Origin of the sequence: Staphylococcus sp. HMSC055C03, from assembly GCF_001809385.1 — a bacterium.
Classification (GTDB): Bacteria; Bacillota; Bacilli; order Staphylococcales; family Staphylococcaceae; genus Staphylococcus; species Staphylococcus simulans.
This window is the reverse complement of the sequence record NZ_KV797514.1, coordinates 248,899-262,581: the sequence shown is the minus strand read 5'-3', so window position 1 is coordinate 262,581 and position 13,683 is coordinate 248,899. Positions and strand designations below refer to the sequence as shown.

14 protein-coding genes are annotated in these 13,683 nt (G+C 35.6%); 12 read left to right on the top strand and 2 right to left on the bottom strand.

Annotated elements, in window-relative coordinates; genetic code table 11:
- Nucleotides 1-21 precede the first annotated feature (21 nt).
- A complete protein-coding gene (gene cls / locus HMPREF2603_RS11675; protein WP_060804055.1) occupies nt 22-1,503 on the bottom strand; it encodes a cardiolipin synthase in 1,482 nt (493 codons plus the stop codon).
- A gap of 158 nt (nt 1,504-1,661) precedes the next feature.
- On the opposite strand from cls, the gene csoR reads away from it, so the two are divergent.
- From csoR to HMPREF2603_RS13470, 5 genes are all read left to right on the top strand, one after another.
- Nucleotides 1,662-1,955, top strand: coding sequence for a copper-sensing transcriptional repressor CsoR (csoR, locus tag HMPREF2603_RS11670; RefSeq protein ID WP_002481765.1), 294 nt, complete (start codon nt 1,662-1,664; stop codon nt 1,953-1,955).
- A gap of 14 nt (nt 1,956-1,969) precedes the next feature.
- A complete protein-coding gene (csoZ, locus tag HMPREF2603_RS11665) occupies nt 1,970-2,176 on the top strand; it encodes a putative copper chaperone CsoZ (RefSeq protein ID WP_002481764.1) in 207 nt (68 codons plus the stop codon).
- A gap of 18 nt (nt 2,177-2,194) precedes the next feature.
- Nucleotides 2,195-2,401, top strand: coding sequence for a copper ion binding protein (locus tag HMPREF2603_RS11660; protein WP_002481763.1), 207 nt, complete (start codon nt 2,195-2,197; stop codon nt 2,399-2,401).
- A gap of 92 nt (nt 2,402-2,493) precedes the next feature.
- Nucleotides 2,494-4,686 carry a heavy metal translocating P-type ATPase gene (locus HMPREF2603_RS11655; RefSeq protein WP_070462656.1) on the top strand — a complete coding sequence of 731 codons (2,193 nt, stop codon included), beginning with the start codon at nt 2,494-2,496 and terminating at the stop codon, nt 4,684-4,686.
- Nucleotides 4,687-4,767: 81 nt separating this feature from the next.
- Nucleotides 4,768-4,908, top strand: coding sequence for an Lmo0850 family protein (locus HMPREF2603_RS13470; protein ID WP_023016106.1), 141 nt, complete (start codon nt 4,768-4,770; stop codon nt 4,906-4,908).
- 59 nt (nt 4,909-4,967) lie between these two features.
- Here the strand turns inward: HMPREF2603_RS13470 and HMPREF2603_RS11650 are convergent, their stop codons facing one another.
- Complete coding sequence (locus tag HMPREF2603_RS11650) at nt 4,968-6,176, bottom strand: FtsW/RodA/SpoVE family cell cycle protein (RefSeq protein ID WP_002481760.1); 1,209 nt, start codon at nt 6,174-6,176, stop codon at nt 4,968-4,970.
- Between the two features lie 245 nt (nt 6,177-6,421).
- Here HMPREF2603_RS11650 and HMPREF2603_RS11645 point away from each other — a divergent pair, with 245 nt between their 5' ends.
- From HMPREF2603_RS11645 to acpS, 7 genes are all read left to right on the top strand, one after another.
- Nucleotides 6,422-7,492: a D-alanine--D-alanine ligase gene (locus HMPREF2603_RS11645; protein ID WP_002481759.1), complete on the top strand. Its 1,071-nt coding sequence runs from the start codon at nt 6,422-6,424 to the stop codon at nt 7,490-7,492.
- A 14-nt stretch (nt 7,493-7,506) separates the two neighbouring features.
- On the top strand, nt 7,507-8,871 hold the full coding sequence (gene murF / locus HMPREF2603_RS11640; RefSeq protein ID WP_070469037.1) for a UDP-N-acetylmuramoyl-tripeptide--D-alanyl-D-alanine ligase: 1,365 nt from the start codon (nt 7,507-7,509) through the stop codon (nt 8,869-8,871).
- 323 nt (nt 8,872-9,194) lie between these two features.
- The gene (gene cshA, locus HMPREF2603_RS11635; protein ID WP_060804058.1) at nt 9,195-10,703 is read left to right on the top strand and encodes a degradosome RNA helicase CshA; all 1,509 of its coding nucleotides are present in this window, start codon (nt 9,195-9,197) and stop codon (nt 10,701-10,703) included.
- 146 nt (nt 10,704-10,849) lie between these two features.
- On the top strand, nt 10,850-11,314 hold the full coding sequence (locus HMPREF2603_RS11630; protein ID WP_060804059.1) for a PH domain-containing protein: 465 nt from the start codon (nt 10,850-10,852) through the stop codon (nt 11,312-11,314).
- The gene (locus HMPREF2603_RS11625; protein ID WP_060804060.1) at nt 11,307-12,800 is read left to right on the top strand and encodes a PH domain-containing protein; all 1,494 of its coding nucleotides are present in this window, start codon (nt 11,307-11,309) and stop codon (nt 12,798-12,800) included. The genes HMPREF2603_RS11630 and HMPREF2603_RS11625 overlap by 8 nt, the downstream gene beginning before the upstream one ends.
- Nucleotides 12,793-13,290, top strand: coding sequence for a PH domain-containing protein (locus HMPREF2603_RS11620; protein ID WP_060804061.1), 498 nt, complete (start codon nt 12,793-12,795; stop codon nt 13,288-13,290). Before HMPREF2603_RS11625 ends, HMPREF2603_RS11620 begins: the two co-directional genes overlap by 8 nt.
- 1 nt (nt 13,291) lies before the next feature.
- Nucleotides 13,292-13,645, top strand: a complete 354-nt coding sequence (gene acpS / locus HMPREF2603_RS11615; protein ID WP_031262810.1) for a holo-ACP synthase — start codon at nt 13,292-13,294, stop codon at nt 13,643-13,645.
- The last annotated feature ends 38 nt before the right edge of the window (nt 13,646-13,683 follow it).

Sequence of the window (13,683 nt, the reverse complement as noted above, 5' to 3'; positions counted from 1 at the left end):
CTTTGTGTACTCCTTTATGATTTACAATATCGGTGAAATTAAGTTGGCAATGGCTTCTTTGAATTTCACCCATAAACTGCGTTGATTATAACGCTCTTGTGTTAATTCTGAAGATAACATTAAATCTTGATTGAACTGGTCACGCAATTGTGCCGCAATTTGACGGTCATAAATAAACGCATTGATTTCAAAATTCAGTGTAAAACTACGATGGTCCATATTCGCTGTTCCCACACTTGCGACTTCGTCATCAATAATCATCATTTTTGAATGTAAGAAACCATTGTCATAATGATAAACCTTGACGCCTGATGCCAACAGTGATGCAACATTTTTCAATGTCGCAAAGTAGACGAATGGATGGTCTGGTTTATTTGGAATCATAATCGATACATCTACACCGCCTAATGCAGCAATAGACACAGCATCCATAAAGGCTTGGTCAGGAATAAAGTAGGGCGATTGAATTTGAATCGAATTTTTCGCTGAAGTAATCATTTTCAAATAACCGTATTTGATTTGCTCCCAATCTTCATCTGGACCGCTTGATGCGATTTGGATACCGATAGAACTACCTGTATCAATGTCAGGGAAGTAGCGATCAGAATAAGTGATGTTATCACGCTTAGCTTGTGAGTTCCAATCTAAAATAAAGCGTAATTGCAAGGCATTGACCGCATCTCCGACAATACGTAAGTGCGTGTCTCTCCAGTATCCGAAACGTTTGGATAAGCCTAAATATTCTTTACCAACATTAAAACCTCCGACATATCCGATATAACCATCAATCACGACAATTTTACGGTGATTTCGGTTGTTTAATCTAAAGTTGATAAGCGGTAATTTAGAAGGGAAGAAAGATTCAACTTGTCCGCCCATTCTTCTGAACTCATCAAAGTCTTTTAAAGTTAAGCCCCTGGAACCCATATCATCGTATAACATTTTTACTTCAAGGCCTTCTTCAAGTTTTTTCTCTAAGGCAGCTAAGATACGTTTACCAAGCTTGTCATTTCTAAAAATGTAATACTCGATATGGATGTAATCTGTGGCGTTTTCTATATCTTTAATCAACGCATCAAACTTTTCATGACCATCTGTAAAAATCGTCATTTCATTATCAGTAGTTAAGAAGGCTGAGTTATTATACAACAACATTTGTACCATTGATTTATGTTTGACGATTTCATGGTTCCCTTTAGAGAACTCTTTGGTCTGTAATGCTTTTAATTGTTCATTAACAATTGCCTCTAATCCAATACGGTCTTCCTCATCTAAGGAAAAGATATGATCTCTTTGGATTTGGCGGCCCAACAATAAATAAAGTATGAACCCGATAACAGGCAAGAATACGAGTACGAGCAACCATGCCCAAATCGATCCTGCAGATCTTCTTTCCATAAATACAATAACGAAACCGAATACGAGGTTTAATATGAATAAGCCGATTAAAATAATATTGATAACTAAATTGGCTTGAAAAGGTATAAAGTCGAAATTATACATAAGTAACCTCCGTGTTGTTAATCAGCAATTATGTATGTTTTTACTTTGGCTGATGTTGAACTTATTGTAACACAGGCACACCTTTCACGATACATTTGACATATACCTATATAGGGTATATTCTAGAGGTAGAAACCTAATAGGACGGAGGTTCAAACATGACGCAAGAAGAACGCGCACATCATTCAGAAAAAATCAAATCTAACCTTAAAGCACGACTGAATCGTATAGAAGGACAAGTCAGAGCGATTAATCGCATGATAGATGAAGATGTTTATTGTGATGATGTTTTAACACAAATCAGAGCGACACGTTCAGCTTTGAATAGTGTTGCTGTAAAATTGCTGGATCATCATATGAAAGGCTGTATTTTGCATAAAGCTGAAGATGGACAAGCAGAAGCTGCAATGGAAGAATTATTAGTTACCGTCCAAAAATTAATTAAAGATTAATAAAGGAGTCAGACATGCATAGTAGTGTGATTCAAATCAGTGGTATGGAAACTGAAGAACAACAGCATATTTTGCAAGAACATTTGCAGCAAATGATTGGTATGTCAGAAGTGCAAGTGGATCTGAAATCACAAGAAGTGAAAGCGAGTTACCAGACACCAATCAGTTTAAACAATTTGGAAAAAGAAATTTATGATCAAGGTTACCAAATATTAAATTAAATAGAGGAGTGTTGTGATATGGAAAAACAATTAAAAGTTGAAGGTATGAGTTGCAGTCATTGTAAAAAAGCTGTAGAAGATGCTGTTGGTAAAGTAAATGGCGTTGACCAAGTAACGGCTACTCCAGATAATGATACAGTAGACGTAACATTCAATGGTGAAGATAAAGTATTATCTGAAGTTGAATCAGCAATTTATGACGCAGGTTATGACGTTGTAAAATAAGACAGAATTATAAAGGCTCAAGTTATCTCTATGGCTGAGCCTTCTTTTTTAAATAAAAATATACCTATGTAGGGTATAGGAGTGGGTGGAATATGGAAAAAGCAGAGTTTAAAATATCAGGTATGACTTGTGCTGCTTGCTCATCACGAATTGAACGGGTTTTGAGTCGTACAGAAGGGATCGACCAAGCGAATGTGAACTTAGTCACTGAAAAAGCATCTATCGAATATGATCAAAGCCATGTCGATATGGATCAAGTCTTTGAAAAAGTGAAACAGCTCGGTTATGAACCCATTGCGCTTGAAACTGCAGATGAAGCAAAAGCACGTAAAAACCAAGAGTTAAATCGTCAAAAAATGAAATTTATTATTGCGATGATTTTATCATTGCCATTGTTATATACCATGGTGGGGCATTTCAGCTTCTTAAGCTTCTTGCCACTCCCTCATGTGATGACAGAACTGTGGTTCCAATTTATCTTAGCAACGCCAGTCCAATTTATTCTAGGTTGGCAATTCTATAAAGGTGCGTATGGTGCATTAAGAAATAAGAGTGCTAATATGGATGTCTTGGTCGCATTAGGGACTTCCGCAGCGTACTTCTATAGTATCTATATGTGGATTATTCATGCAGGTGAAAAACACATTCCATTGTACTTTGAAACCAGTGCAGTTTTAATTACGTTAATCTTACTTGGTAAATACTTTGAGGCGAAAGCTAAAGGCCATGCGAGTGATGCGATTAATAAATTGTTATCACTTCAAGTTAAAGAAGCGCGTGTAGAACGAGATGGGGAAGCGGTCTCTTTACCAGTCGATCAAGTACAGAAAGGTGATGTTTTACTGATTAAAAGCGGTGAATATGTGCCTTTAGATGGTGAAATTATCGAAGGGGAGACTAGTTTAGATGAATCAATGTTAACTGGTGAAAGTATTCCTGTAGATAAAACGATTGGTGATGAAGTCATCGGTGCCACATTAAACCATGGAAACTTTATTAAAGTGAAAGTGACACATACAGGCGATGATTTAGTATTAAATCAAATTATTAAAATTGTTGAAGAAGCACAAGGAGAAAAACCAAATATTCAACGTTTAGCAGATAAGATTTCTGGAATCTTTGTGCCGACAGTACTCGGTATCGCGCTTGTTGTGTTTATTATTTGGTTCAGTTTTATCACACCATTTAATTTTCAATCTAGTTTAGAGGTCTTTATCGCAGTCATAGTTATTGCATGTCCATGTGCTTTAGGTCTTGCGACACCGACATCAATTATGGCTGGATCAGGACGTTCAGCAGAATTAGGTGTGTTATTCAAATCATCTGAAGCGTTAGAACAAACGCAAAATGTGGACACAATCGTATTTGATAAAACAGGCACATTAACAGAAGGGCAACCTTCAGTATACAAAGTCATCGATAATACAGATAATCAACAGTTCGGAACACTTGTAAAAAGTTTAGAAGTACAATCTGAACATCCATTATCACAAGCAATTACAGACTATTATCAAGATGCGCAAAACTTGATAGTAGAACAGTATCAAACACATCCAGGTAATGGTATCAGTGGTTATATTAATGGACAGTTTATCAAAATCGGATCACAAAGCTTTATTCAACCTGATTTGAATGATTGGGATGAGCAGCTTGAAGCAGAAATAAAAAATTTACAACATCAAGGTTCAACGGTTGTATTAGCTTCAATCGATAATCAATTCGCGGGATTGATTGCCTTAAGAGATGAACCGAAAACAAGTGCCAAAGCATTAATTGAACGCTTAAATCCACATTATGACATTGTGATGTTAAGTGGTGACAGCCAAGGTACAGCTGAAGCCATTGCTGAAGAGTTAGGCATTAACCGTGTCATCGCTGGTGTGAAACCTGATCATAAAGCTGAAGAGATTACGAAATTACAAGATGAAGGTAAAAATGTGATGATGGTCGGTGATGGTATCAATGATGCGCCAGCATTAGCAAAAAGTAACATCGGCTTGGCAATGGGTACAGGTTCTGATATTGCGATTGAAGCAGGCGACATAATGATTGTCGGTGGAGATATTGAAAAAGTAGAAGATGCGTTAGATATGAGTCAGCGTACGATGAAGAATATTAAACAAAACTTATTCTTCGCATTCTGTTACAATGCAATCGGCATTCCGATTGCGGCATTCGGTTTACTTGCCCCATGGGTGGCTGGCGCTGCAATGGCATTTAGTTCAGTCTCAGTCGTACTCAATGCATTAAGACTACAAAAAGTTAAACCACAAAAGAAAATATAAAAATAATGTAGTAAAATGAAAATTTTTAGGGTAGAATAAAAGTAACTATTCTATAGTAATACGAAGATGGGGTGAACACGAATGAATAATAATACAGATAAACTACGTAATGTCGTTCAATTGTTATCTTCGCTCGGTGTCAATATTAAGAAAACGAAATCCAGATTAGAGATTATGCATACGTTACCGAATACTTCAGTAGCGACACCAAAATTAAAGTAATAAAAAACAGGTTATCGATTCGGACATTGAATGCAATGTTCAACCGATAACCTGTTTTTTTAGTTTGTATAAGATTTAGAACGTAAGAAGTCTGGTTGATAAGGGACAGGTTGGTGATAGTAGATTGATAAGATCACACCGACACCCGTCATTAAACTCCATAAAGAGCTACCGCCGTAACTGATGAATGGAAGCGGAATACCTGTAATTGGTAATAATTGAACTGTCATTCCCATGTTTTGGACTGCATGGAATAAAACAAGTGTCATAAATCCGATAATATAAATCTTGTTGTAAATAATTGTGTTTTTATTCGCAAGACGTACCAAGTGGAACATCAGCACAATAAATAAAATGATTAATAATACAGCACCGATAAATCCGAATTCCTCACCAACAACAGAGAAGATAAAGTCAGTATGGTTTTCAGGAATATAAACTTCACCATGATTAAGTCCTTTACCTAATAATTGCCCAGAACCGATTGCTTTCAGCGACTCTGTTAAATGATAGCCATCGCCTGAACTATAAGAATAAGGATCTAACCATGAAGCGATACGCCCTAATTGATAGGTTTTAATACCGAACCCATTTTCAATTAATGATGGTTTGAAGATAATAGATAAAATAAAGAATGCACCGATTGATAAAATCGTTAAGAAAATAGGTGCAAGGATTTTCCAAGAAATCCCACTGACGATTAAAACACCTGTTAAGATTGCTAGGCAGACTAACGTTGTCCCTAAGTCATTTTGTAAAAAGATTAAAGCCATCGGAATACCTGTGACTATTAATAATTTAAAGAATAACTTAAAGTCAGTTTCTAATGATTTGTTAAATGTATATTTGTTATGACGAGATACAATCTTCGCAAGCATCAAAATCAGTATAATTTTCATAAACTCAGAAGGTTGGATACTGATCGGACCAAAACTGTACCAACTTTTTGCACCGTTGATGATAGGTGTTATCGCTGTTTCCGGCATTACCAATAAGACAATTAACAAAACACATAAAATGCCGTATAACGTATAAGTGTATTTCATAATACGCTTCGGTGAGATTACCATAATTGCAAAGGCGATTATAAAACCGAGTATGTAATAAATGATTTGTTTAATACTGAAGTTTGCGCTATATTGACCGCCGCCCATGGCAGATTTTATAAAAACGACACTAATGATAGCAAATATTACCAAAATGCCGATTAAAACCCAGTCAATACGCCGTATCCATGATTTATTAGGTTGTTGACGTGAAGCTTTCATAAATAGTCTCCTTTAATGCATGTTTTACATCAGTTCAATTGATGTTGACAGGTTACTCTTTGATAGTTGTATGTTATGTATAGTTATCCATATGAAAAACTATAGCATATTTGAACTTTCATCTGTAGCTATTTCCTATTATATACCGTTTTACCAATTATGACTTTAATTTCTCAGGTTTGACATGCAATAAATTAGGAAATCGTGATAAAATAAAGTTTAACAATGCGTTTGGAGGAAAGAACATGGCTAAAGAAAATATATGTATCATTTATGGTGGAAAAAGCGCGGAACATGATGTTTCTATTTTAACTGCGCAGAATGTCTTAAATGCTATTGATAAAGATAAGTACCAAGTAGATATTATCTACATTACAAATGATGGTGCTTGGAAAAAGAAAGATAACATCGTCGATAGTGTGGAAGATACAGAAACCTTGCGCCTAGAAGATGTAAAAGAAGGTGAAATTTCCAGCTTGCTTACAAACAGCAGTTCTGGACAGCCATATTCAGCAGTATTCCCATTATTACACGGACCGAATGGTGAAGACGGAACAATTCAAGGATTATTTGAAGTATTAGATTTACCGTATGTCGGTAATGGTGTGTTAGCAGCTTCTAGTACAATGGATAAACTTGTCATGAAACAATTATTTGCACATAGAGGTTTACCGCAATTACCATATGTCAGCTTTTTAAGAAGTGAGTATGACAAATATCAAAGCAATATTTTAAAACTTGTGCATGACAAATTAGAATATCCTGTCTTTGTAAAACCAGCAAACTTAGGTTCAAGTGTCGGTATCAGTAAATGTAACAACGAAGAAGAGTTAAAAGCAGGGATTGAAGAAGCTTTCCAATTCGATAGAAAACTTGTGATTGAACAAGGTGTCGTTGCGAGAGAAGTCGAAGTCGCGGTATTAGGTAATGATTACCCAGAAACAACGGAACCAGGGGAAGTTATCAAAGATGTGGCATTCTATGACTATAAATCTAAATATTTAGATGGTAATATCCGTTTATCTATTCCAGCTGAATTAGACAGTGAAGTACGTACAACACTTCGTAATATGGCAGTTGAAGCATTTAAAGCAACAGACTGCGCAGGCTTATTACGTGCAGATTTCTTTGTGACAGAAGATAATCAAATCTACATTAATGAAACAAATGCGATGCCAGGATTTACTAAATTCAGTATGTATCCAAGTCTGTGGGAAAGCATGGGCTTATCTTACTCTGACTTGATTACAAAATTAATTGAGTTAGCGAAAGAAAAACATATCGAAAAACAAAAGAACAAATACAAAATTGATTAAGGTCGTGTACTTACATGATAGAAGTAACTTTAAAACAAATTAAAGCGTGGATTCCTTGTGAAATTGATGAAAAATATTTAGATCATACAATTAAAGATGTCACAATCGACTCAAGAAAAATTGATGAAGGTAATTTGTTTATCCCATTTAAAGGTGAAAATACAGATGGTCATCGATTTGTAGAACAAGCATTGCAAGATGGTGCAGGCGCTGTTTTTTATCAAAAAGATGTCAAACCAGAACATCCAGTAGAAGGTCCTGTCATCTGGGTTGATGATACCTTATTAGCACTGCAAGAACTGGCGAAAGCTTACTTGCAGCACGTACAACCAAAAGTAATTGCTGTAACAGGATCTAATGGTAAGACAACAACTAAAGATATGATTGAAAGTGTCTTAAAGCCGAATTTCAAAGTGAAGAAAACACAAGGAAATTACAATAATGAAATTGGGATGCCATTAACGATTTTAGAGTTAGATGAGGATACTGAAATTTCCATTTTAGAAATGGGTATGTCAGGTTTCCATCAAATTGAACTACTATCTGAAATCGCACAACCTGATATTGCAGTGATTACCAATATCGGTGAATCACATATGCAAGATTTAGGTTCTAGAGAAGGTATTGCCCGAGCTAAATTTGAAATTGTTGCTGGTTTAAAACCAGAAGGTGTACTGCTCTATGATGGCGATGAACCTTTACTTGTACCGCATGTTCATACGTTAGAAAACAATCAAGCCATCAGTATCGGCATAAGTTCTGAGAATGAAGTGGTATGTCATGTTGAACAACATGATGCGTTAGGTATAGCGTTTAGTATCAATGATCAAGAACATTATCAAATTCCTATTTTAGGTATTCATAATATGCGTAATGCAGCAATTGCGATTACGGTCGGCAAATTGTCAGGGCTTGATTATGAAACAATTAAAACGAATATTGCGCAAGTCCAATTGACGCAAATGCGTATGGAGTTGCATCATTCTAAACAAGATGTCGCAGTAATTAATGACGCTTATAATGCCAGCCCAACAAGTATGAAAGCTGCTATTGATACGCTATCTGCAATGGATGGACGCAAAATCTTGATTTTAGCGGATGTGCTAGAATTAGGAGAAAACAGTGCAGCAATGCATGCTTCAGTAGGTGAATACTTAGAAGATAAAGGTATCGACTATTTATTGACTTACGGCGAAGAAGCGGCACATATTCATCAAGCGGGTAAAGCATTTGTAGAGACTGCCGAACATTTTGATGATAAAACACAATTAATCGAATATACGTTAGCACATGTTCAACCAAAAGATAATGTGTTGATTAAGGGTTCAAGAGGTATGGCTTTAGAAGAAGTAGCACAAGCTCTATTAGAACAAAATTAATTAGAAAGTCAGCGAGATGATGAAATTTCTTATTACGAGAAATCCTATCATCTTACTGACTTTTTTGCTTTCTAGTGAGAATTGCATGATTGCTATAATGGGCTTAAGGTGGTACTATATAGAAGTTGATGAAAAATTAAAGACAAGGTGGGGGCGGGTGCTCATTAGTTCTGTATCCATACAGAATAATTGTTAAAGTATTAACCGCTCATTTTTTATCATTTTTAGATGAAAATGAAACTGATAGATGATGTATATCTACTGAAATAAAGAGAGCACAAATTCATCAAAGTCGTCTCGACCATATATAAAGGAGAATTATTTTGCAAAAATTTATAGACTTAGGTGTTTCAGAACAAACTGCTGAAACGCTTGCTAATATGGGCTTCGAAGAACCGACTCCTATACAAAATGATAGTATTCCGTTTGCATTGCACGGTTTAGATATTTTAGGACAAGCGCAAACAGGTACAGGTAAAACGGGAGCGTTTGGTATTCCGTTAATTGAGAAAGTTGTCGGAAAAGAAGGCGTACAAGCACTGATTTTAGCACCTACACGCGAACTTGCAATGCAAGTTGCGGAACAATTACGTACATTCAGTCGCGGACAACGCGTACAAGTCGTAACAGTTTTCGGTGGTATGCCGATCGGACGCCAAATTAAAGCGTTGAAAAAAGGACCGCAAATTGTTGTAGGTACACCAGGACGTGTCATTGACCACTTGAACCGTCGTACACTTAAAACAAATGATATCCACACATTAATTATTGATGAAGCGGATGAAATGATGAACATGGGCTTCATCGACGATATGAGATTCATTATGGACCATATTCCATCAGAAAATCGTCAAACAATGTTGTTCTCAGCAACAATGCCTAAAGCCATCCAAGCTTTAGTACAACAATTCATGAAAGACCCTAAAATCGTTAAAACAATGAATAACGAAATGTCAGATCCGCAAATTGATGAATACTACACAATCGTTAAAGAATTAGAGAAATTCGAAACATTTACCAACTTCTTAGATGTCCACCAACCAGAATTAGCAATTGTCTTCGGTCGTACAAAACGTCGTGTAGACGAATTAACAAGTGCATTAATTTCAAAAGGCTACAAAGCTGAAGGTTTGCATGGTGATATTACACAAGCAAAACGTTTAGAAGTCTTGAAGAAATTTAAAAATGACCAAATCGATATTTTAGTTGCGACAGACGTTGCAGCACGTGGTTTAGATATTTCAGGTGTCAGCCATGTATACAACTTCGACATTCCTCAAGATACTGAAAGTTATACTCACCGTATCGGACGTACAGGCCGTGCCGGTAAAAAAGGTATCGCGGTTACATTCGTTAACCCGATTGAAATGGACTATATCCGTCAAATCGAAGATACAAATAATAGACGTATGAAAGCGTTAAGACCACCACATCGTAAAGAAGTATTACGTGCACGCGAAAATGATATTAAAGAAAAAGTAGAAAAATGGATGAATCAAGAACATTCAGAACGTCTACAAAATATCTCTTCTCAATTATTAAATGAATATGATGATGTAGAATTAGTAGCTGCATTATTACAAGAATTAGTAGAGTCAAATGATGAAGTAGAAGTTCAATTAACATTCGAAAAACCACTTGCACGCAAAGGTCGTCATAATGCGAAAGGTCCTCGTCGTGGAGGCAAACCTTCTAATAAACGTTCAAACAATAAATTTGATAACAAAAACCGTCGCGGTAAAGGCAAATTTAATGGTAAAAAACAAAAACACGATAAAAAAGATCATAAAAAACCGATTAAAGGTCGTACATTCGCAGACATGCAAAAATAAGAATACCCAATGATTTCAAACCGTTTCGAAGAAATTCGAAGCGGTTTTCTATTTATAGAAATCTATAAATTTTTAACAAAATAATGTTAATCATTGTTAAAATATGACTGATAGCTAAAATACATAGAAAGGTGCGAAGTGACCTTATGTCTAAAAAAAGTCCACGCCGCGTAGTAGGGTACTATTACATCCGCTATTTCATTGAGTTTTTAATAGAAATATTAGTTTTTAGCGGCTTAGTATTCTTGTATCATCATTTTACGTGGTCACCTTGGGTGCTAAACCTGCTTATCATTTTATTGGCCATGAGTTTCCTATATAAAATCATCCATCCTTGGATTATATGGAACTATCGCTTTTATCTATTGCAAGAACATTATGTATCAATTGAGTCACGATTCTTCTTTCAAAAGCAACAAGTGCTTAAATATGACAGAATACAATATGTAGAAAGAGAAAGTGGCCCTATTTTATTAGCGTTCAAACTTTATAAACTTTCTATTATTACTGCAGGTCATGTTGTCACATTACCGATATTGACAGAAGATGAAGCAATATCTATAGAATCCGTTTGTATGCGCCGACTTGAGGAGGTAGATGCAGATGTATAGTCCACAAAGGTTGCACCCGTTGTCTTATCTCACAGGATTGATTACTACAATTAAGCAAAATATAGTCGTCATTGTTATTTTTATTTTCAATATCAACAACTTTAACTTTACCGATGTAAAATCGTATATATGGCCAGCTTTTTTAACAGCTATATTTTTATTTTCTTTTATCTATAATGCATTAGAAGTGTATTCTACACGCTATTGGATAGAAGGGCATCATTTCGTTGTGACAAAAGGTGTGTTTAATAAAAAGCGTAAAGAGTTGGATATTCAAAGAATACAAGCCTTTGATTCCTCACAAGATATCGTCAATCGAATCTTCGGTGGTGTTATCATGGAAATTAAAACACCGAGTGATGGCATTACGTTACAAATTGTGTCTAAGCAGCAGTTCAATCTGATAGAGCAAGCAGTCAGATCAGAACAAACATCAAAAGATTATAAAGAAGAAACAACGCATGTACCGATTGATGAGGAACAACAAGTTTCACATGACTTGGAGCCAGACAAGCCTGAACACATATTTAATCTCTCGCTGAAAGAGTTGATTTTTATGGCGTTGTCTAGCGGGTCTATTGGTATTGCGTTATTTACTTTAGCACCATTATTAGGAAGCTTCCAAGAAATTATTCCTTGGGATGAAGTGTTCCATCAATTTGATTGGATAGCAGAAGCTGCATATGTAGTGGTTGCAGGTATGATTATATTATCCTTACTTTTAGCATATATCATTGGTGTCATCATCGAATTTGTAAGGTATTACGGTTATACCCTGAGTGAGAAAAATGAACAACTGCATATACAATATGGCTTGTTGAATGTGAAGACGATAAATGTGGCAACACGCCGTATTCAAGCAGTAGTAGAAAAACAATCATTTATTCGTCGCTTTATCGGTTATACGTCTGTATATTTTATTATTACAAGTGACGCAAAACAGACAGAAGGTTCCACAACGGCTTCTGGTGATATAATGATTTTGCCTTTTGTAAAACGACAAAAAGCCTATCGTATGATTGAACAATTAGTTCCTTCCATTGCGTTTGAAGAAGTTGAAACAGGATTGTCATTTGGCGGTATTCGTCGTCATGCACAAATTGGGATGGGCATGCTTTTAATTGCTGGTATTATAAGTACATATTTTTGGTCATGGTGGTATTTAGCACTAGCGCTAATTGCATGTCTTTTAGTCTTGATTAACAGTATTATTACGGTTCGTTACTCAGGATTTAAAACAGATCGAACAACTTTAACTGTAAAAAAATCTCAATTAATGAGAACACGTTATTATTATGCGAAAAGAGATAGGTTGATTGGGTTTGAAAAATCACAGAATTGGTTTATGAAACGTGTCGGCTTAGCTGATTTCTCATTTTCGGCCGCAAAAGGGCAAGGTCAAATAGATATCGGTTTGCGCTTTATCAATAATGATGCTGCAGAACAACTAAAACAATGGTATGTAAAGGAGGACAACTATGAATAGAATGGCTCAAGATGGAAAGAAAGTGTTGTTTATTTCAGGTTTAATTCAAACAGGACTGATTGTTTTAGTGTTTTCTGTATTAATTACGGCAGAATATCTGTGGTTGCATCTATTATCCAAAGATGCATTGAAATGGGTTAGTCTGATTGCGGTTATACTCACATTATTTGTCTTTATATGGACCTGTCTTCTTAATCCGTGGTTGAAAAATAAGCAACACAGTTATTTGTTGGAAGCGAAACAAATTATTGTTCAAGAAGGTATGATTTTTGTAAGTTTAAAACATATCCCTTTATTCAGAATTCAAAATATAGATATTAATGAAGGTTGGCTGATGCGTAAATGGCAATTAGCAACTTTGACACTATCAACAGCAGGCGGAGATAGTGAGATATTGTTGATAAATAAAGCAACAGCCCAACAAATTATGTATGATATTAAACATATTCATGATAAGAATGAGATGTCAGAAGAAGAAGCGGGTGAATAATGTGATTTATGGTATAGGTATCGATTTGATTGAAATCGATCGTATCAAAACAATGTTAGAACGTCAGAAGAGATTTCCAGAAAAAGTATTGAGTCAAGATGAACTGGACAAGTTCCATTCATTTTCACATCCACAACGACAAGCAGAATTTTTAGCTGGACGTTTTGCATGTAAAGAAGCGTTCAGTAAAGCGTTAGGTACAGGCATCGGCAAACAAATCAGTTTCCATGATATTAATTGTAAGAATGATGAATTAGGTCGTCCTTATATTCACTTTGAAGGATTCAAAGTTCATGTCAGTATCTCTCACACGAAAAATTATGCGACAAGCCAAGTATTGCTTGAAAAAATATAAAATAAATTGAGTATTGATAAAATGAGTCAGAAAGTATT

Bases quoted from the DNA above. Each gene is read 5' to 3' on its own strand.
- HMPREF2603_RS11620 (WP_060804061.1), top strand. From the start codon at position 12,793: ATGAATAGAATGGCTCAAGATGGAAAGAAAGTGTTGTTTATTTCAGGT.
- HMPREF2603_RS11650 (WP_002481760.1), bottom strand. From the start codon at position 6,176: ATGAAAGCTTCACGTCAACAACCTAATAAATCATGGATACGGCGTATT.
- csoR (WP_002481765.1), top strand. From the start codon at position 1,662: ATGACGCAAGAAGAACGCGCACATCATTCAGAAAAAATCAAATCTAAC.
- HMPREF2603_RS13470 (WP_023016106.1), top strand. From the start codon at position 4,768: ATGAATAATAATACAGATAAACTACGTAATGTCGTTCAATTGTTATCT.
- HMPREF2603_RS11660 (WP_002481763.1), top strand. From the start codon at position 2,195: ATGGAAAAACAATTAAAAGTTGAAGGTATGAGTTGCAGTCATTGTAAA.
- HMPREF2603_RS11630 (WP_060804059.1), top strand. From the start codon at position 10,850: ATGTCTAAAAAAAGTCCACGCCGCGTAGTAGGGTACTATTACATCCGC.
- murF (WP_070469037.1), top strand. From the start codon at position 7,507: ATGATAGAAGTAACTTTAAAACAAATTAAAGCGTGGATTCCTTGTGAA.
- HMPREF2603_RS11625 (WP_060804060.1), top strand. From the start codon at position 11,307: ATGTATAGTCCACAAAGGTTGCACCCGTTGTCTTATCTCACAGGATTG.
- cls (WP_060804055.1), bottom strand. From the start codon at position 1,503: ATGTATAATTTCGACTTTATACCTTTTCAAGCCAATTTAGTTATCAAT.
- csoZ (WP_002481764.1), top strand. From the start codon at position 1,970: ATGCATAGTAGTGTGATTCAAATCAGTGGTATGGAAACTGAAGAACAA.
- HMPREF2603_RS11655 (WP_070462656.1), top strand. From the start codon at position 2,494: ATGGAAAAAGCAGAGTTTAAAATATCAGGTATGACTTGTGCTGCTTGC.
- HMPREF2603_RS11645 (WP_002481759.1), top strand. From the start codon at position 6,422: ATGGCTAAAGAAAATATATGTATCATTTATGGTGGAAAAAGCGCGGAA.